The organism is Pseudovibrio sp. JE062, assembly GCF_000156235.1.
Taxonomy (GTDB): domain Bacteria; phylum Pseudomonadota; class Alphaproteobacteria; order Rhizobiales; family Stappiaceae; genus Pseudovibrio.
In genome coordinates, this window is the sequence record NZ_DS996817.1 from 19,961 (window position 1) to 37,493 (window position 17,533).

16 protein-coding genes are annotated in these 17,533 nt (G+C 53.1%); 4 read left to right on the forward strand and 12 right to left on the reverse strand.

The genetic code is table 11. The annotated features are described in order from the left end of the window. Positions 1 to 267: 267 nt before the first annotated feature. From PJE062_RS23960 to PJE062_RS23975, 4 genes are all read right to left on the reverse strand, one after another. Positions 268 to 693 (reverse strand): VOC family protein, encoded by a 426-nt coding sequence (locus tag PJE062_RS23960; protein WP_037038150.1) that lies wholly within the window; start codon positions 691 to 693, stop codon positions 268 to 270. Further along, on the reverse strand, positions 690 to 1,358 hold the full coding sequence (locus PJE062_RS23965; RefSeq protein WP_008552765.1) for an HAD family phosphatase: 669 nt from the start codon (positions 1,356 to 1,358) through the stop codon (positions 690 to 692). The genes PJE062_RS23960 and PJE062_RS23965 overlap by 4 nt, the downstream gene beginning before the upstream one ends. A 110-nt stretch (positions 1,359 to 1,468) precedes the next feature. Then, on the reverse strand, positions 1,469 to 2,524 hold the full coding sequence (locus tag PJE062_RS23970; RefSeq protein ID WP_037038154.1) for a DUF418 domain-containing protein: 1,056 nt from the start codon (positions 2,522 to 2,524) through the stop codon (positions 1,469 to 1,471). Between the two features lie 47 nt (positions 2,525 to 2,571). Then, positions 2,572 to 3,156: a TetR/AcrR family transcriptional regulator gene (locus PJE062_RS23975; protein WP_208982468.1), complete on the reverse strand. Its 585-nt coding sequence runs from the start codon at positions 3,154 to 3,156 to the stop codon at positions 2,572 to 2,574. A 111-nt stretch (positions 3,157 to 3,267) separates the two neighbouring features. Between PJE062_RS23975 and PJE062_RS23980 the strand changes: the two genes are divergently transcribed. After that, positions 3,268 to 3,954, forward strand: a complete 687-nt coding sequence (locus PJE062_RS23980) for a hypothetical protein (RefSeq protein WP_208982469.1) — start codon at positions 3,268 to 3,270, stop codon at positions 3,952 to 3,954. 40 nt (positions 3,955 to 3,994) lie between these two features. On the opposite strand, the gene PJE062_RS23985 is transcribed toward PJE062_RS23980, so the two are convergent. Beyond that, positions 3,995 to 5,185 (reverse strand): sodium:proton antiporter, encoded by a 1,191-nt coding sequence (locus tag PJE062_RS23985; protein ID WP_008552778.1) that lies wholly within the window; start codon positions 5,183 to 5,185, stop codon positions 3,995 to 3,997. A gap of 140 nt (positions 5,186 to 5,325) precedes the next feature. Next, a complete protein-coding gene (locus PJE062_RS23990) occupies positions 5,326 to 6,099 on the reverse strand; it encodes a class I SAM-dependent methyltransferase (RefSeq protein WP_008552746.1) in 774 nt (257 codons plus the stop codon). A 164-nt stretch (positions 6,100 to 6,263) separates the two neighbouring features. Between PJE062_RS23990 and PJE062_RS23995 the strand changes: the two genes are divergently transcribed. Next, complete coding sequence (locus PJE062_RS23995; RefSeq protein ID WP_008552797.1) at positions 6,264 to 7,265, forward strand: succinylglutamate desuccinylase/aspartoacylase family protein; 1,002 nt, start codon at positions 6,264 to 6,266, stop codon at positions 7,263 to 7,265. Between the two features lie 48 nt (positions 7,266 to 7,313). On the opposite strand, the gene PJE062_RS24000 is transcribed toward PJE062_RS23995, so the two are convergent. Further along, the gene (locus PJE062_RS24000; RefSeq protein ID WP_008552795.1) at positions 7,314 to 8,189 is read right to left on the reverse strand and encodes a DMT family transporter; all 876 of its coding nucleotides are present in this window, start codon (positions 8,187 to 8,189) and stop codon (positions 7,314 to 7,316) included. A 118-nt stretch (positions 8,190 to 8,307) separates the two neighbouring features. Between PJE062_RS24000 and PJE062_RS24005 the strand changes: the two genes are divergently transcribed. Beyond that, entirely contained in the window at positions 8,308 to 9,693 is a 1,386-nt protein-coding gene (locus tag PJE062_RS24005) for a PLP-dependent aminotransferase family protein (protein WP_008552705.1), read from the forward strand. A gap of 8 nt (positions 9,694 to 9,701) precedes the next feature. Here the strand turns inward: PJE062_RS24005 and PJE062_RS24010 are convergent, their stop codons facing one another. The 5 genes from PJE062_RS24010 to PJE062_RS24030 all read right to left on the reverse strand — a co-directional run bounded on the left by PJE062_RS24010 (position 9,702) and on the right by PJE062_RS24030 (position 16,837). Further along, positions 9,702 to 11,366, reverse strand: coding sequence for an SDR family oxidoreductase (locus PJE062_RS24010; protein WP_008552684.1), 1,665 nt, complete (start codon positions 11,364 to 11,366; stop codon positions 9,702 to 9,704). Next, positions 11,363 to 11,821, reverse strand: a complete 459-nt coding sequence (locus PJE062_RS24015) for a thiol-disulfide oxidoreductase DCC family protein (protein ID WP_037038157.1) — start codon at positions 11,819 to 11,821, stop codon at positions 11,363 to 11,365. Before PJE062_RS24015 ends, PJE062_RS24010 begins: the two co-directional genes overlap by 4 nt. Before the next feature lie 75 nt (positions 11,822 to 11,896). Then, the gene (locus PJE062_RS24020) at positions 11,897 to 12,541 is read right to left on the reverse strand and encodes a DUF1062 domain-containing protein (RefSeq protein WP_008552690.1); all 645 of its coding nucleotides are present in this window, start codon (positions 12,539 to 12,541) and stop codon (positions 11,897 to 11,899) included. 454 nt (positions 12,542 to 12,995) lie between these two features. Further along, a complete protein-coding gene (adhE, locus tag PJE062_RS24025) occupies positions 12,996 to 15,665 on the reverse strand; it encodes a bifunctional acetaldehyde-CoA/alcohol dehydrogenase (RefSeq protein ID WP_008552703.1) in 2,670 nt (889 codons plus the stop codon). A 533-nt stretch (positions 15,666 to 16,198) separates the two neighbouring features. Next, positions 16,199 to 16,837, reverse strand: a complete 639-nt coding sequence (locus PJE062_RS24030) for a pseudouridine synthase (RefSeq protein WP_008552740.1) — start codon at positions 16,835 to 16,837, stop codon at positions 16,199 to 16,201. Between the two features lie 152 nt (positions 16,838 to 16,989). Here PJE062_RS24030 and PJE062_RS24035 point away from each other — a divergent pair, with 152 nt between their 5' ends. Next, on the forward strand, positions 16,990 to 17,349 hold the full coding sequence (locus PJE062_RS24035) for a cupin domain-containing protein (RefSeq protein ID WP_008552749.1): 360 nt from the start codon (positions 16,990 to 16,992) through the stop codon (positions 17,347 to 17,349). The last annotated feature ends 184 nt before the right edge of the window (positions 17,350 to 17,533 follow it).

Sequence of the window (17,533 nt, forward strand, 5' to 3'; positions counted from 1 at the left end):
GAATAGTCTGTATGCCTAGCAAGCAACTCAAGAGTGTATGTATCATTAGTTGCTTCATTTAGCACTCTTCAACCTTAACTGAGAGCAACCTCTCCACTTGGTTCTAGACAGCTATAGATCCCGGCTCGGGGACCGGGATGACGGTGGAGGGGGGCTCCATTGCCGTCATCCCGGACGAGCGGAGCGGTGATCCGGGATCTAGTGCGGGGTGAGAGGTTTGTGTTTGGGGCTCTGGGTCCCGCATCGGGTGCGGGATGACGGTGGGGGTTAGGCTCCGGTCTTGCGGGACCCCAGAGACTGGCAGAAGCGGAGCAAATATCCGTCTGGGTCTGCGACCACAAACTGGCGATTGCCGACCTCACCATCGTTCTTGCGATACCACTTGTCTTCCGGCTCCAGAAAGAGCGCGATATCGGCCTGCTTTAGCGCTCGCACCATTGACTCGATGGTGTCCACTTCGATCTGAACGTTCAACCCCTTGCCGAATGGATAGGATTGCGGAGCATGGCCATTGTCAAACGTGCGGCCTACACCAATCTGATCAAGCATGATTTCCGCCCCGCCGAGGCTCAGGTAGCAGAAGCCTTCTTCATGCCGCTCATAGAGGCAGTGAAAACCAAGCACATCGCAGTAGAAGCGCTTGGATGCGCGCCAATCGGAGACAGCAAACTCCGGCACCAGTGGGTTACTCATGCTGGCACGAGGCCCAGAAGGTCTGGCAGGGTTGTCATGGATTGGAAGGGGTGGGCGCCGAAGAGGGTTGTTGGGGTTGGCATGTTTTCTGGCGAGTAGACGAAGCTGCGCATGCCTGCGTTGGCGGCGGCTTTGAGGCCGGTGGCGCTGTCCTCAATCACCACGCAATGCTCCGGGCTGATGCCTGCCATTTTCGCGCCGTGCAAGAACAGGTCTGGCGCGGGTTTGGGCACGCCGACATCCGTTGCGGTGAAGACGTTATCGCCGAAGAACGGCAGGAGGCCCGTGACTTCCAGTGACAAGCGGACTGTTTTCGGATGGCCGTTGGAGCCGACGCAGATGGGAATGCTGGCGTTCACCAGCTGCTCTACCACTTGCTTCACGCCCTCAACCGGCTGAGCTTCCTGCCCCAGCGCGACGTTGGCTTGCTCGTGGAAGTCCTGTGTCCAGGTGTCTGGCGCGGTCAGGCCCTGCTCCTTGAGGTAGTCGTTCACATCACGGCTGGTTTTGCCGACGAACATCTCCCAGCACTGTTGAAAGGACAGCGGCGCCCCAAACGACTGCATCATCTGGTGCAGGATGCGGATGTAGATCTTCTCTGAATCCACGAGCACACCATCACAATCAAAAATCACCAGTTTGGGAGGGGAGGATACCTGAAGCACTAAACTATTCCCGAAGCTAAAACGCGAGGGTAACTGCAGGTTGAAGTTGAGGCAAGTGTGGTTTGGACAAGAGAGGTGCCCGTTTGTCACCTCCCCTGCCTTCGGTTGTTCTAGCCCGCGACTTTGCGCATGAGGGATTCGATAGGGCCGCGTTTGAAGAAGCGGCTCCAGATGAGGGCGTAGATGATGGCCAAGGCGCAGAATATGCCGGAGGCGAGGAAGGCACTCTGGGTTGTCTGGCCGCCGAGCAGGCCGAGCTCGTCCATCACGCCCATGCCCAGCAGGATGTGGGCGAGGTAGAGCGTCAATGTCTGGCGGCCCGCGGGGTTGAGCACGGCCAGCACGCCGATGCTTTTCAGAAGCGGGGCTGCGCGCAGGCACAGGCCGACCACCATGGAAGCAACGGACATTCCGGCGATCAGATAGAACGGCATGGGCGGGATCGGGTTGGTCGTGACCAGATCCACCAGTTCCGGGTCTACCATGGCCAAGAGCGGTTGCAGGTAGGCGCTGACAGCGTTCACCAACAGGAAGGCCATGAGCCCACCAAGCATGAGAGCGTCCTGCGTTCTGGCGGAGGAAAGGGTCCAGCGGCTGAGCATCACGCCGTAGAGCAGGAACGCGAGCCACGGGATGACGGGGTGCCAGCCGTTGAAGAACAGATTGCGGACGAAACCAACCGGGGTCCAGAACTCAGGATAGGAAAGATCCGTCCAGTTCCAGCCTGCCTCGTAGTCCAGCGTGAGCACCATCAGCACAGCCGTGGTTGCCAGGCCAGCAATGACCCAGCCCAGCGCCCGATTGCTCAAAGGCAGCAGCAGTGCACCGAAGAGGAAGTAGAACGCATAATAATGCAGGATATCCGCATCAAAGATGAGCATGTTGAGCAGACCCAGCACAAGCAGGAAGGCAGCGCGTTTGAACGTGGTGAAGATGGTGAGATTGATCTCTCCCTTCAGCCCCGCAAGGCCAAGCCCGATGCCTGCTAGCACCACAAAGGTGGCCGCGGCCCGGCCTTCCAGCCCATAGATGATGGCACCAAGGACACCCCCTGCCCCTTCCGCCCCCATAACGATGGAGAAGTTGACGATCACCATCCCTACAAAAGCGATGAACCTGGCGAGGTCCAGCCCTTCCAGACGCCCGATTTTTGTACCTGCAGCCATCACGTTTTCCCCCTGCCTTACGTGTGTTTATGCTGTCTGCCCTGCACTTATGCCCCTGCCAGTGCTGTGCCTTTGACCTTCTTTGTTATGCCGCCAAAGAGGGTTTGGATGGCGAGGGCGCTGGCGTCGTTGGTTGCGATGTTGCCTGCCTTTGCGGTACTTGCCGCGGCATACAGAACAGCGTCCAGCGAAGCGATGATCCAGCTGTTTGGAATGAAGGAGAGAATGTCGCCTTCTGCTTTTGCGCGATCAATTAAGTCACAGAGTTCCTGATCGTGGCGCTTGATTTCTCTCGCGATTTCAGGATCATCCCACACGTCGGGATTCTTCCAGAGGAAGTGACAGGAATCTGCATAAGGCACAAGAGCGCCTACAATGGCTTTGAGCTGTTCAAACGCTTTGCGCTTGCCTTTTACGGCTGTGTAGCAGGCTTCATCCATCTGCTCCAAAGCGCGGAAAGCCACGTCACGCAGCAGTTCCTCACGGGTGCCAATGACACGGTGGAGAGTAACGCGTTTGACGCCTGCGGCTTCTGCAATATCTGCCAAGGAAGCCCGCGGCTGCATGTTGAGCACGCGCACGGCTGCTTCCAGCAGCTTATCTTTAGTGGTGTTGTTCAATGGTATTGACATGATACGTATATGTATCATTTAATACACAACTGTCAATAAAGGTCCTGTAATTTTTCGCAGGAAATAAGAAGGTTCAAAGCCCATGACTGATATCAATACAATGGATATTTAATGAGTATTATCAAAAGATTGTCCCACGCTTACGTTGTGGCACTGCCTCTTTTTGCCGGGGCGTTGTTCAGCTTGCCTGCCCATGCTGATCATTGGGTGCCATGGGCTTTTTCGTGGGATCGCAACGAAGCAACACATCAATATGTCAGTCCTGAACAGGGGCTGAAAAAGATTAAAACCACATCCCTCTGGAGCCCTGAAGGGGAGCTTCTGGTGGTGCGGCTGGTGAAATCCAAAAGCTTTTTGAAGATGATTGAGATGTTCGAAAAGGAGATCTCAGAGAAAAGTAATCCAGAGCTCATCTCGCGGTTTGGCATGCTGCTGACCTACGGTGCTTACATGTCTGATGATGAAGACGACATGGTTGAGCTGGCGACAGCGGCGGATGAGTATTATGATCTGGCGCTGCAAAAGGATAACACCTGCTGGGGCGGATGGCTTGGCAAAGCAACGCTCTACGGTTTTTCTGAGGAGCGGGATCTGGAGGCTTCTTCCATCAAGATCCTGAAGTCCATGATTGAGGCACAGCAGAAGACCAAGTCCAACTGGCATCATGTGTACCCCTATCTTGTGCTGGGGGCGATTTATGAGCGGAAGCGGGATTTTCTGACAGCCAGAGAAATCTGGACGGAAGGTCTGCGGCACTTCCCGAATAATGAAGCACTGAACTCCAAGATGGCTGATTAAGCCATTTGTGCTGGCGAGGCTTGTTCTTGCCAGCTTTTCTCTATTTCTTCTTCAGCGCTTTGATGAACGAATGCGCTGTTATTCCATGCAGAATGACACTGAGGCCAATGGTGGTGACAGCTGTTGAGGCAATCACAGAACTGCCCGGCAGGTTAGCGTCCAGCACCACAATGGCGAACACAATGCTTGCCAAACCGCGCGGACCGAACCAGCCAATAAACAGCTTCTCTTTTGTGCTTAAGGGCTCGCCCCTCAACACCAGATAGACCGGCAGAATTCTGACCAGCGTCAGACTGAGGATGGAATAGGCGAGGATTTCCCAAGTGAACTCGTGCAGGACAGAGCCGATGATGGCGGCACCGAAGATGAGCCACGTCATGAGGGAGAGCGAGTCCCCTATTCCCTCAGCAGAGTCCAGCAGCTGTTCTTTGTAGGGTTTCTCCAGCCATCCGAAGACGATGCCGCCCACAAAGGCTGCGATGAATCCACTTCCCCCTGCCAGTTGGGCAACAGAAAAGCAGCAGATAGCGAGGGCGACGACAGTCACCTGCTCCCACGTTTTGGACTGTTCTTTGCTTTGGAAAGAGTAGTCGATGATTTGCCCGGCCAATGTGGCAATGCCAATCCCCACAAGTACGCCTAGGCCAATCTGTTCAGCAAGAAGCTGGGCGGCCATTTTATTCAGGTGAGTGATCAGGGATGGGTCCGCTGCGATTGGCAGAAGTGAAAACACGATGGGCACACAGATCCCGTCGTTCAGCCCGCTTTCTGCATTTAGGGTTCCTCTGATCTTTGCAGGCACCGACGGGTCTGTCACGACGGCTTTGCCCAGAGCAGCATCTGTGGGCGCCAGCAGGGCCGCGAGGATGGCGACTTCGATTACCGGCAGTTCCGGCAGCAAGGCCATTCCTGTGCCAATGCCGAAGAGGATTGTGAGAGGGAGGCCGATTAACAGGAGGCGTCGCGGCAAATCTATGTTGGTTGCAAGAACCTTGAGGTTGGCTTTGGCTGCATCGGTAAACAGAACGATGGCAAGGGCCAGCTCTGCCAATGTCTTAATGGACTCATTGGTCAGTTTGACCTGGAACCACTCCAACCCATCGTTGCCAAGCAGAAAGCCGATGATGCAGAACAGCAATGCCCCGTTGACTGGCTTTTGCTCCAGCCGCCGGCTCATGACGCTGTACAAAAAGACCACTGCAAAGATAACAGTCAGGTTCTGATAGGACATTGGGCCGTTTCTGTCTTGCGGCTCCCACCTATCATGCTCAGTGGATCGCCCTCAGGTTATGATACGTCCTCACTCTAAGAAGATAGTCTTTGCATTGGTTTAAGCAGCTTTGGTCGATTTGCCTGAGCTTCTCAATAGTCTCAGTAGCGTCCACTGAAGACCTGCGTTGCGTATTCGATTACAACCGGCTCTCCCTCCGCCCAATGATCCTGCAGGATGATGTTGAGCTCTTTCAGGAAGGCCCCCTTGCTTGCCTTGATCGCAGCCTGCACCTTTGAGGAGCTCTTAGCCATTTCGACGAACTCATCATGGGAGAGCGTGCGGGACCAAAGGAAGCTTTGGATCTGCGTATCTGCGAAGCCTGCCTGTGCCATCTCCTGAGCATAGTCGAACTTGCGGTAATCTCTGGAGTACGTGCTGTTGTGGGTCTCGATCAGCGTTTCATAGGCATCCATGAACGCGCTGCCTTCCAGCTGACGGTTGTTTTCGATGATGACGAGATGTCCGCCTTTAATCAGAAGGCGCTGTACTTCCTGATAAAACCTTGGCCGATCAAACCACTGAGCCGCTTGCGCGACGGTGATCAGGTGGAAGGCATTGTCCTGAAACGGCAGCTGTTCCGCATGGGATTGATGCCAGGAGATTGCGCAGTCTGCATCCTGCTCTCTTGCCTGAGAGAGCATATCCTCATTCACATCACAGCCCGTAAACTTGCTCTGCGGGGCGAGTTCCAGAAGTTGGCGGATTAAAATGCCTGTACCGCAGCCAACATCCAGCAGGCTCCCCTGCTCTGCTTCTTTTGACGCTGTCAGCAGGTCTACAATGCGCTCCAAAGCCTTTTGCGGATAGCGTGGGCGTGCCTGATCGTAAATCTTCTGCAAGCCCGAGAATGCGTGTTCGCTGGTAATCGTCATGAGGACACCTCAAAATGGATACATAAGTATACAATGTGAGATACTGCTATGGGACTTAGAAGTCAATGAAGGTGATTGTGTTGGTCTGGAGCCTCACAACAACTATGTGAGCTTTGACGTAAACTCACTTGTTCATCGCGCTGCTGGCGGGATAGGTTTCTCTTATGAAAACAACAAATGATATCATTGATGGTGTACCGGTTATCGAGAAGCTCAGTGTTGATGAGCTTGGGGCTGGTAAGCACCGTTTTTTCTTTAAAGCGACAACCGACTCCCTGGGCAATTACCACCGTGTGCCGGTGATCGTGATTAAAGGGTCTGAGCCGGGGAAGAAGCTTTTCATTCAGTCAACGCTGCATGGGGATGAGGTTCAGGGTGTTGATGTGATCCACCAGCTGTTGCCGCATCTTGATCCGGCGACGCTGAAGGGAACAGTCGTTATGGTGCCGGGCGCGAACCCTCCGGGTATGCAGCTGGCTTCCCGCTACTATCCTTCCCAGAACGAGACCCAGACGTTTACGAACCTCAACCGGATGATGCCGGGCGATGCAACAAGCTCCAATGCAGGCAGCCGTTTTGCGCATGCGCTATGGCATAACCTTTACATGGACAATGCAGATATCTTTTTGGATCTGCATACGGATTCCACTGGAACGGCCTTTCCGTTCTTCATGTTTGCAGACTTTCGCAGTGCAGATGTGTGCCGTTTGGCAGCCCTTCAGCCAGCGGATCAGATTCTGGAAGATGATGGCATCGACGGTTCGGTTGAAACTGAGCTGGTTCGTGCTGGCATTCCATCACTTACCGTCGAGCTGGGCTGCGCCAATGTGTTTGATCCGGATATGACCCGCCGCGGTGTACAGGGCATCCTGAACACCTTGGTGGACTACAAGATGATTGCGGGCAAAGTCGATCTGCTCGGCATTGAGACTTATGTGGGCAATGAAGAGGTGTCTGTCACCGCAGATCAGGGTGGTTTTGCGCGTGTGCTGGTTAAGCTCAATCAGGATGTGACCAAGGGCCAACCGGTCGCCACCATGTCCAATGCCTTCGGCGATGTCGTGGCAGAGTACTCAGCGCCTTGTGATGGCCGCGTGCTTTCCGTTTGCACCACGCCACTGCGTGAGCCGGGCGCGACTATCATGCAGGTACTGCGCCGCATTTAAGATTAGCCGAGAGCAGGCTGTTTGGTTTGGCCTGCTCTCGACCTTCAATCACACATACTTCTTGGCGCCGACAACGCATCCCACAACAACCACGGTGGCTGCGATCATCATGGATGAGATGCTTTCCTGTAGCAGGAGAGCGGCGAGCATGAGGCCAAAGAAGGGTTGCAGGAGCATGAGCTGGCCAACACCAGCGGCCCCTCCAATAGCCAACCCGCGATACCAGAAGATGAAGCCAACCAGCATGGAAAACACGGAGACGTAGGCCAGTCCGACCCATGCTTTGGAGGTGACTGGCGGAAACTCTGCAGGCAGGCTTATGAAGGATGCAATCAGCATCACCGGCAGGGCCAGCACGAGCGCCCAGGAGATGACCTGCCATCCACCCAGTTTTCTGGAGAGTGTTGCGCCTTCAGCGTATCCCAATCCGCATACGATGATCGCGCCGAACATGTAGAGCGAGCCAAGCAGGGAGCCCTCAGCGTTTTGCGAAAGAGCGAAGGTGGCGACTGCAAGGCTGCCCACACCGGAAAACACCCAGAACAGTGGTTTTGGTCGCTCCCCTCCCCGCACCACCGCGAAGATCGCAGTTGAGAGTGGCAAGAGGCCCATCAGGACGAGCGACTGTGCTGCTGTCATTTGCTGCAGGGCCAGTGACGACAGCAGCGGAAAACTGATCACCACACCAAGTGCCACAACAGCCAAGGATGTCAGGTCCTGCCGTTTTGGGAGTGGTTGGCGCATCAACCCCAAAAACGCGGCCGCAAGAAGTGCGGCGATGACGGCGCGTGTGCTGGTCAGGAAAAATGGCTCAAAACCGCCAACTGCAACGCGTGTTGCAGGCAGCGAACCGCTGAAAATGATAACACCGAGCAGGCCGTTTCCCCACCCGGCAGAGCTACGCTGTGCCAGTGATGCTTGCATGAGATCCCTCCGTTTTTTGCTTTTTTACTGAGGAGGGGCTAGGCACAACAGCCACAAAACAATACAATTACAGCAAACTGTACTGCTACAATCATCGATACAGCAGGTGAGATGTAAAATGAGTTATGGGCAGCAAACACAACGTGTCATGCAGGCGGTGCGCAGCAAGATCAGCAGTCGTGCTCTGGAGCCGGGCGAAAAACTGCCCAGTATTCGTGGCTTCGCCTCGACCATGAATGTCTCGCCTTCGACGGTGGTGGAAGCGTATGACCGGCTTGCTGCGGAAGGCATCATCTTCGCGCGCAAAGGTTCCGGGTTTTATGTTTCGCCCAAAACGCAGCCCTTCTCGGTTGCCGAGATTGGGCCGCTTCTGGACCGTGAGATCGATCCATTCTGGGTTTCCCGGCAGTCACTGGATACCGGCATGGATATGCTCAAGCCCGGATGTGGCTGGATGCCGGCAGACTGGATGCCGAATGCCTCGCTGCGCAAAGCTATCCGTAATCTGAGCAAGGCGGATGATCATCTGCTTTCAGATTATGCCAGCACACGCGGAGCAGCTAATCTGCGCCGCCTGCAAGCCCGCCAGTTTGCTGCTGAAGGTATTGAGGTTGATCCCAACCAGATCTTGCTGACAGGCTCTGCGACTCAATCCATCGATCTGGTGTGTCGCCTGCTGCTACGCCCCGGTGACAAGGTGCTGGTGAGTGATCCGTGTTACTTCAATTTTCAGGCGATCCTGAAGGCACATCAGGCTGATATTGTGAGCATTTCCTGCACCAGAACTGGCGTGGACTTTGACGAGTTTGAGCAAGCGATTATCGAGCATAAGCCGCGGTTTTATATCTCCAATTCCTCCCTGCACAACCCAACGGGCGTTACCCTTTCTCCGCAGTCTGCGCATAAGATTCTGACAATTGCCTCGCGGCATGATCTCATCCTTGTTGAAGATGATGTGTTTGCTGAGTTCCTGCCAGAGACCACACCTCGCCTGACGGCTCTTGGAGGGTTTGATCGTGTCATCCGTCTGGGCAGCTTCTCTAAGACGCTCTCTGCCTCCGTGCGTTGTGGTTACATCGCAGCAAGACCTGACTGGATTGAGGCGCTGATTGATCTGCAGGTCGCAACCAGCTTCGGCGGCCCAAGTCCTATTGCGACTGAACTGATCCATTCCTGCCTGAGTGATGGTTCTTATCGCAAGCACATGGAAGCCCTTCGCCGCCGCCTTGCCAAAACACGGCGCGAAGTTTCCGCCAACCTAGCCGAACTGGGTATCCAGACCTGGCTGATGCCGGAGGGCGGATTTTATCTTTGGTGCTCCCTGCCCGAAGGCATTGATTCAGCTGACCTAGCCCGAGCAGCCCTGCAGGAAAACATGGTGCTCGCCCCCGGCGACGTCTTCAGCCCAACCCAATCCATGGGCCAGTTCATGCGCTTCAACGTCAGCCAAATGGGCAACCCCATCACCTACGAAATCCTCGCAGACGTGATGTGTAATCTTTGATGGTGCTCTCAGCCCTGCGCAAGAGGCTCCAAGGTCCCTTTGTAGGATACGATATGACCGACAAATGGAGCTGAGATCTCGACATCGAACGAAAAAAGGCCATCTTTTTCTTCTTCAAAGGTATTTCCACGTGGCAGCAGAAAGCCCGGCATAGGGATTGAGTAGAGTGACCAGCGACGCGGAATAAAGCGCAGTTTTCCATTTTCCAAAACAAGGGCCAAAGCGACTTTCACGGGTCCAAACTGCTCAACCATCAGATGACTGTTTTTGCCTGAGCCCGCTTTTAGAGATGACTTGAATGTCTTGCCATCAAACGTTCTGATCCACTCCTGCCCACTTTCTGCTGGCAACTGAGTAACGCTCACTGTTGCTGCTTTTGTGGCTTGAGGAAAGCCGAACATCCTCCCAATCAAACTTGCAAAAAGTCCCCTGCTCCGACGAACTTCAGCTTGCCCTTGCCAAGTCTGCTCGCACTCCACGCCATGAAACGCCTTGAGAGGAATAGGAAGACAATCAAACGCAGAGCCAAGGACTTGCCTAAACGGTGTCTTCTCACCCTGAGACTGACGAAAGCCCATGGTTATCGGCCTATCTTCAAAAAGCCGAGCATAGTCACTCAGCTCCAGCTCTTTGGTAGCTGATCTCGCACCAATCTTGGGATTAAGACCAGCAAGCATTTTGCGAATGATAGCTTCGATCGCCATAGAAGGGATATATGGGCCATCATCTCCCTCAGCGAGCATGTGCCACGACTTTTCGATTGGTTTCCCTTCTGCTGAGCCGTGTACATGGATAAACATGCCGCCTCGATGTTCACCGTGTTTGAGCAAGTTCAGAACCCAGTAAAAGAGCGGTGATAGTGGTTCAAATGAAGGAAGTTTCAGAGCTGCCCGTGCATGAGCCATCCAGTTCAACATTCTATGCAAAATCTCTGGGATTGGGCCAGCTCCCATCCAGATCGACTGCATTGTTGGATGTTCCGGTGGCAGCACTTGAAGATCAGGTACATCCACGAGCGAGAAATGCGTATTTCTTAAAGGGAGCTTTCCTGGGACGGAGATGGTGTAGCGTAGTGTCTCTGCCAAGCCGATTGCTTGGTGCCGTTTGCCATCACGAAACAGGGTGATGGGAGACCCAGCATACCCGACTACAGCGCGCATGACATTGAGGCCAACACCAGCGTATGGAGAAGGTGCAATGCCACCTGTAACTCTATGGATCTCCATGGACTTTGAAAGCTCCCGGAGAACGCTGGCGGTCAACACGGGAAAGCTGCTCACTCCTGAAATCACAAAGATCCCGGCAGCTTTCGCCTGTTCATCGAACTTGGAAACACCAAAAACAAAGTCTGCGGCATCTGCAAAGTCTAGATAGTTCACTTTCGCCGACAAACAGGCTTCAATCGTCTCATACTTATCGTTTCCATAGTCCTGAAAAGGTCCAGAAGCGTCTATGACAACATCGGGCTGGAGTACTGGAAGCTGCGCTCCAACATCAGCGCGGTCCAAACCTAACGGCGTAAGGGTCGCATTACCGCTGTGTGTTTTGCAAAACTCTTCCGCTTTCTTTTGATTTCGACCGCAAATGACAACTTCAAGATCTTCAATATCCAAGAGTAGCTCAGTTAGGCGTCCACCAAACACACCGTAGCCACCCAGCAATAAAATTTTCAAAGTAATAGCCTTTTTCTTAGTTCCGGATCTTGCGTGGAACACAAATCAGTTCTGCCGAAAAATTTGTAACGATTGCGGGCAACGGCGCCATACATCCTGTCTCGCAATGGCTTTGGCAAGATCATCAGGATACGGAGCGCTTTCCATATTCCTCCGAGGCGTTCTCCAACATGCACCAATGCATCAAGTGATGTGTATGCCGTTCCATTTTCCAGATATAGCCACGACGACGGTTTAGCCGGATCAAGCCCATAATGTGATGCTAGTGCCTCTCCCAACTTGGACTGTAGCGGAATAATCCGGAACTCCTGATTTCGGTCGTTCCTTGCTATCCAGGCAGCACCTTTAGCGCAAAGGCCACAGCTGGCATCCATAACAGATACGGGCCCTTGATCAGGGAAAGGCGGGATTCTTGCATCATCCCGGTAAGAGAACTGGCGCTGCTTTATTTCCATAGTGAAAACCTAGCATCATACCGACATCAATGTAATGAAAAACCCCGGAGCTAAGCTCCGGGGTTGGTGGTTTGGTTACTCAACGGGTTCGAGGTTGAACAGGATGGTGTTGAGTTGGGGGCACAGGGGGTGGTTGGCTGCGAGGTGGAGGTGGATGGTGGTGGTGTGTTTGGGCGGTTTCTTCAGTTGAAGAGGGGCTCCATTGTCACCAGTGAGATTGCCTTGTTTGGCGAGGGTTTTGAGGGTGTTTCTTGAGATATTTAGTTCCTGAGCCAGCAGTCTGTCTAGACGGAGGCTGACTGGCAGGTCCAGGTTCAGGGTGATTTCAAGATGTGCCCACTCCGCGACTTGGCCTTCCACGATTTGCTTGTGAACTGCAATTGCTGTTACCCCTTCACTTGGGGCTGCAACAGCAGGCAGGCCTGTCCGGTCAAATGCGAGTTTGCGGATTTGATGCGGGCAGTTGATTTGCAAGGCTTCCATTAGCTCAGGCGCGATTTGCTTGCGGGCGCGGCGTTCAAAGATTGGCCGGTTCCACGTGGTATCGCAGGCTTCACATTTGTAGATGAGCCAGGCATCCAGTCTTGTGCCATTGGCGTTCAGGCGGAATTTGCCTGACGGCTTGAAAGGCTTGAGAACACCGCAGGTCTTACAAGGAATGACTGGGCGTGGTGGGTTTTCTGGTTGAAGTGTCCAGACGCATTTAAGCGATTTCGACATGCTTTAAGATTTCCACTTGGCAAAAAGCGGAGGGGCAGCATGACGCCGTTACAGCACACGGTAAGGCTAAGGATTTTTTAGAAAGCAGCGCGCAAAAAAGCGCAGGGATAGTGCCAGAAATCACGAGGCCAAACCGGTCTCATGCCACCATCCGCGCAATAAAAAGCGCGCCGCAAAAGGATATCTTTTGCGGAACAATGATAGACTAAAAGAGACCGGTGATTACATAGGCAAAATTGATTTCTCGCGTTGTTAAACCAGGCGAATAGCCCTAGCAAAACACGCCCATCAGTTGAAGAGGTCTTGAACGCTACGGAAACTTCCTACGGCTAGCTGTTGCTTTACCGCAACTTTTACTCAGGATTGAGTAAGGGGCCTTCAGAGGCTGAGATGCAAAAACCCCGGAGCTTCGCCCCGGGGTCTTTTTTCGAGCCGCAATGTGTGCTTACGGGAATTAAGCTTTGGCTTTAGAAGCCTTCTTCGCTTTTTCCTCTGCAAGGACGACCACATCCTCCGCGCGGCCCTCTACATAGACGCGACCGTAGTAGCCATCGAGAAGGAGTTGTTTGATCTCATCGATCAGTGGGTAGCGTGGGTTTGCTCCTGTGCACTGATCATCAAACGCTTCCACTGCGACTTCGTCGAGTTTTGCCATGAACTGCTCTTCAGTGATGCCCAGGTCCTTGAAGCCTGCTGGGATCTCAAGAGCGGTCTTGACGCTTTCTACCCAAGCCACCAGCTTTTCAACCTTTGCGTCGCGGTCATCGCCAGGAACAGTCAGACCGAGGTGGTCTGCGATGTCACCGTAGCGGCATTTCGCTTGCGGACGGTCATACTGAGAGAACGCAGTCTGCTTGCTTGGGTTGTCGTTTGCGTTGTAGCGGATCACGTTAGAGATCAGCATCGCATTTGCCAGACCATGCGGCACGTGGAAGGCAGCGCCAACCTTGTGAGCGATAGAGTGGCAGACACCCAGGAAAGAGTTCGCAAAGGCAACACCAGCGATTGTTGCACCGTTGTGAACTTTCTCACGAGCTACCGGGGATTCTGCACCCTTCTCGTAGCTTTCAACCAGGTTCTCTTTCAGAAGCTTCAGAGCCTGCAGGGCCTGACCGTCAGAGTATTCGTTGGCCAGAACAGAGACGTAAGCTTCTGTTGCATGGGTAATGGCGTCGATACCACCGAATGCGGTGAGAGACTTCGGCATGTTCATGACAAGGTTCGCATCAACGATTGCCATGTTTGGTGTCAGCTCATAGTCCGCAATTGGGTATTTCACGCCGGTTTCATCGTCGGTTACCACTGCGAACGGGGTAACTTCAGAACCAGTACCAGACGTGGTTGGGATCGCGACCATCATGGCCTTTTCACCCATTTTCGGGAATTTGTAGATACGCTTACGGATATCCATGAAGCGCAGAGCAAGATCAGCGAAGTCTACTTCTGGGTGCTCGTACATGACCCACATGATCTTCGCTGCATCCATTGGAGAACCACCACCCAGAGCAACAATCACGTCTGGTTTGAAGGTCCGGCACAATTCTGCACCTTTGCGAACGATAGACAGGGTTGGGTCTGCTTCCACTTCGTAGAAGACGTCGGTTTCCATGCCCATGCTCTTCAGGACACGAACGGTTTCATCAGTGTAGCCGTTCTTGAAGAGGAAGCCGTCAGTTACGATCAGTGCACGTTTTTTGCCTTCAAGGTCACCCAGTGCGATTGGCAGACAACCGCGACGGAAGTAGATGGATTCAGGCAGTTTGTGCCACAACATGTTTTCTGCTCGCTTCGCAACGGTCTTCTTATTGATCAGGTGCTTTGGACCAACGTTCTCACTGATGGAGTTACCACCCCAAGAGCCGCAGCCCAGGGTCAGAGATGGAGCGAGAGAGAAGTTGTAAAGGTCACCAATGCCACCGTGAGATGCTGGGGAGTTGACTAGAATACGCGCGGTTTTCATGCGACGGCCAAACTCTTTGACGCGATCTTCGCAGCGGTCCTGATCTGTATAGAATACAGAGGTGTGACCGATACCGCCCATGGCAACCAGCTTATCAGCAATGTCACACGCCGCATCGAAATCCTTGGCTTTGTACATTGCCAGAGTTGGAGACAGTTTTTCGTGAGCGAATGCTTCTGCTTCGCTTGCTTCTGTTACCTCACCTATCAGGATTTTGGTGTCGGCAGGAACTTTCACGCCAGCCATTTCAGCAATTTTTGGAGCAGGCTGACCAACGATTGCCGCGTTGAGCGCACCGTTCTTCAGCAGAACATCCTTCACAGCCTGAAGCTCTTTGCCTTTCAGGATGTAACCTTTGTGGGTTGAGAAGCGTTCTTTCACCTGCTCGTAGATGTCTTCTACAACGATGACAGACTGTTCAGATGCACAGATCACGCCGTTGTCGAAGGTTTTAGACATCAACACAGATGCGACCATGCGTTTTACGTCTGCAAACTCATCTACGACCACAGGTGTGTTACCCGCACCCACACCGATTGCCGGCTTACCAGAAGAATAAGCAGCCTTCACCATGCCCGGACCACCGGTCGCGAGGATGAGGTTGATTTCTTCATGGGTCATCAGGGCATTGGAGAGTTCAACAGTTGGAACGTCAATCCAGCCAATGATGTCTTTTGGAGCGCCTGCTTTGATTGCAGCCTCAAGAACGATGCGTGCGGCCTCGTTGGTTGCGAGCTTGGCGCGTGGGTGCGGGCTAAAGATAATGCCGTTGCGGGTCTTCAAAGAGATAAGTGCTTTAAAGATCGCGGTAGAAGTTGGGTTTGTGGTTGGAACGATACCGCAGATGATGCCTGTCGGTTCTGCAATGGTGATTGTTCCGAAAGTTTCATCTTCAGACAGGATACCGCAGGTCTGCTCATCCTTGTACTTGTTATAGATGTACTCAGATGCGAACTGGTTTTTGATAACCTTGTCTTCCATGACGCCCATACCAGTTTCTTCAACCGCCATGCGGGAGAGCGGGATGCGGGCATCGGCAGCGGCCAGTGCTGCTGCGCGGAAGATCTTATCTACCTGTTCCTGAGTGTATGTTGCGTAGATTTGTTGTGCTTTTTTAACCCGAGCAACAAGGGCGTCTAATTCTTCGCGATTAGTGACAGGCATTTTCTTCTCCGTAGGCAAGAACCGAAGCAGAAACGTGACAGACTATCGGTATTTGTCACAAAACAGTTCAGGGGAGGAAGCTGCTCTTCTGTTCGACACGGATATTATTGGGTCACATTCTACTTTAGGCGCATGACATAAGTCAAAAATCAGAGATATATGAATAGGATGTCATAAAACTCGGCTGTCGGAAGGCCACTTTTACGACTGGTTTTGTGATGAGGCGCTAACTTGTCATTTATTGCATAGCATTGCATACAGTTTCCGGCGCCCCGAACTGTGATATTCTACTTTTATTTCAGATAGTTAAGTAGAGACGCAAAGGCACCTCTGGAGATACATTTCAGCGTCATTGGCTTTTAGGACAAGTCAGCTGACCTAAACTGCGACAAAGTCGCATACTGCCAATATTTTACCGGTAATTTCACCTAGTGCTTGTGAATAGTGCGCTCCGGATGCAGAAAACACGAAGATACACGTATGTAATGTGACTCATTTTTACAAATTCGGTGAGTCTGGCGTGTAATTACGGATTACAGATCCCAGAACGGGCAGGATGCGGTGAAGGTGTTGTACTCACCACCGATTGGGTGTCGTAGTTCCAGCGTCTGAGCGTGAAGATGCAAGCGCTCAGAGAATGACAGCGCCTCCCCCTGCGCATAGAAGCGATCCCCTACGATCGGGTGCCCCAACTCCAGCATGTGCACACGGAGCTGGTGGGAGCGTCCGGTGACCGGCATCAGCTTAACGAGGGTTGTATGCTCTTCGCGGTTTATGACTTCCCACTTGGTGAGCGCAGAGCGGCCCAGCTCATGATCGACCATCTGCTTGGGACGGTTCGGCCAATCGCAGCGAAGAGGCAGGTCAACCTCCCCCTCATCATCCCTCAGATGTCCCCATACACGTGCAATATAGGTTTTGCGTGTCATGCGCTTTTCAAACTGCAGACCCACATGGCGGTGTGCGTCCTTGTTCATAGCCATGACCAGCAAGCCGGAGGTGTCCATGTCCAGTCGGTGGATGGTGGTCGCTGTTGGGTGGATCGACTGCGCGCGGGTTTCTAGACAGTCCTTATGCTCTTCCGCACGGCCCGGGACACTGAGTAGCCCGCTAGGTTTGTTAAGCACCAGCAGTTGCTCATCCTGATGGACAACATCAAGGAATGGCTCCATGGGCGGCGTGTATATGAAAGGGGCGCTAGGACTGTTCATGGGGCGCTTATAGCGCCTTGCTTGCAAACGTCAACGCATGTCCTTCCGTCTATGTTGCGCTGCCTGAGAGCTGCCCCATATATCGTGCAGTATTCTATATTGATGAGGTTCCTATGATTGGCAATTTTCTTTCTGAGTTTGAGAAGGTCACTGATTACTGGTCGCCGCGTGTCGTGGCGCAGGTGAACGATCAGTACGTCAAAGTCGCGAAGATCAAAGGAGATCTCACCTGGCATAAACACGATGATGAGGATGAGCTGTTCTACGTCGTGCAAGGTAGCGTCACTATTGAGTATGAAGGTGAAGCGGTGACACTCAACAAAGGTGACTTCCACGTGGTGCCAAAGGGAAAGATGCATAACCCTGTTGCAGAAGAAGAATGCTGGATTGTGCTGGTGGAACCGGTTGCAACAAAGCACACTGGTGATGTGGTGACTGAGAAGACAAAATCACTGGAAGATCAGTTGGCATAACGCCCCTACTAAGGCAGCATGGGTAATCTGGAATAAGCGGAATCTGATCTCTTTACATTGAAGGCATGCTGGATTACGCTTACGTTAACAAGATGCCTGATGCGTAATACGTAGTGCGCTATGTAAACACTTTAAGCATCTGCCTGACTTTCGCAAACACTGTAATTTAGCAGATGGAGGGAAC

Coding starts and splice junctions, on each gene's coding strand:
- PJE062_RS24035 (WP_008552749.1), top strand. CDS start 16,990: ATGATTGGCAATTTTCTTTCTGAGTTTGAGAAGGTCACTGATTACTGG.
- PJE062_RS24020 (WP_008552690.1), bottom strand. CDS start 12,541: ATGTCGAAATCGCTTAAATGCGTCTGGACACTTCAACCAGAAAACCCA.
- PJE062_RS23990 (WP_008552746.1), bottom strand. CDS start 6,099: ATGACGATTACCAGCGAACACGCATTCTCGGGCTTGCAGAAGATTTAC.
- PJE062_RS23960 (WP_037038150.1), bottom strand. CDS start 693: ATGAGTAACCCACTGGTGCCGGAGTTTGCTGTCTCCGATTGGCGCGCA.
- PJE062_RS24000 (WP_008552795.1), bottom strand. CDS start 8,189: ATGCAAGCATCACTGGCACAGCGTAGCTCTGCCGGGTGGGGAAACGGC.
- PJE062_RS23975 (WP_208982468.1), bottom strand. CDS start 3,156: ATGTCAATACCATTGAACAACACCACTAAAGATAAGCTGCTGGAAGCA.
- adhE (WP_008552703.1), bottom strand. CDS start 15,665: ATGCCTGTCACTAATCGCGAAGAATTAGACGCCCTTGTTGCTCGGGTT.
- PJE062_RS24015 (WP_037038157.1), bottom strand. CDS start 11,821: ATGGAAATAAAGCAGCGCCAGTTCTCTTACCGGGATGATGCAAGAATC.
- PJE062_RS23970 (WP_037038154.1), bottom strand. CDS start 2,524: ATGGCTGCAGGTACAAAAATCGGGCGTCTGGAAGGGCTGGACCTCGCC.
- PJE062_RS23995 (WP_008552797.1), top strand. CDS start 6,264: ATGAAAACAACAAATGATATCATTGATGGTGTACCGGTTATCGAGAAG.
- PJE062_RS24030 (WP_008552740.1), bottom strand. CDS start 16,837: ATGGAGCCATTCCTTGATGTTGTCCATCAGGATGAGCAACTGCTGGTG.
- PJE062_RS23985 (WP_008552778.1), bottom strand. CDS start 5,185: ATGTCCTATCAGAACCTGACTGTTATCTTTGCAGTGGTCTTTTTGTAC.
- PJE062_RS24005 (WP_008552705.1), top strand. CDS start 8,308: ATGAGTTATGGGCAGCAAACACAACGTGTCATGCAGGCGGTGCGCAGC.
- PJE062_RS23980 (WP_208982469.1), top strand. CDS start 3,268: ATGAGTATTATCAAAAGATTGTCCCACGCTTACGTTGTGGCACTGCCT.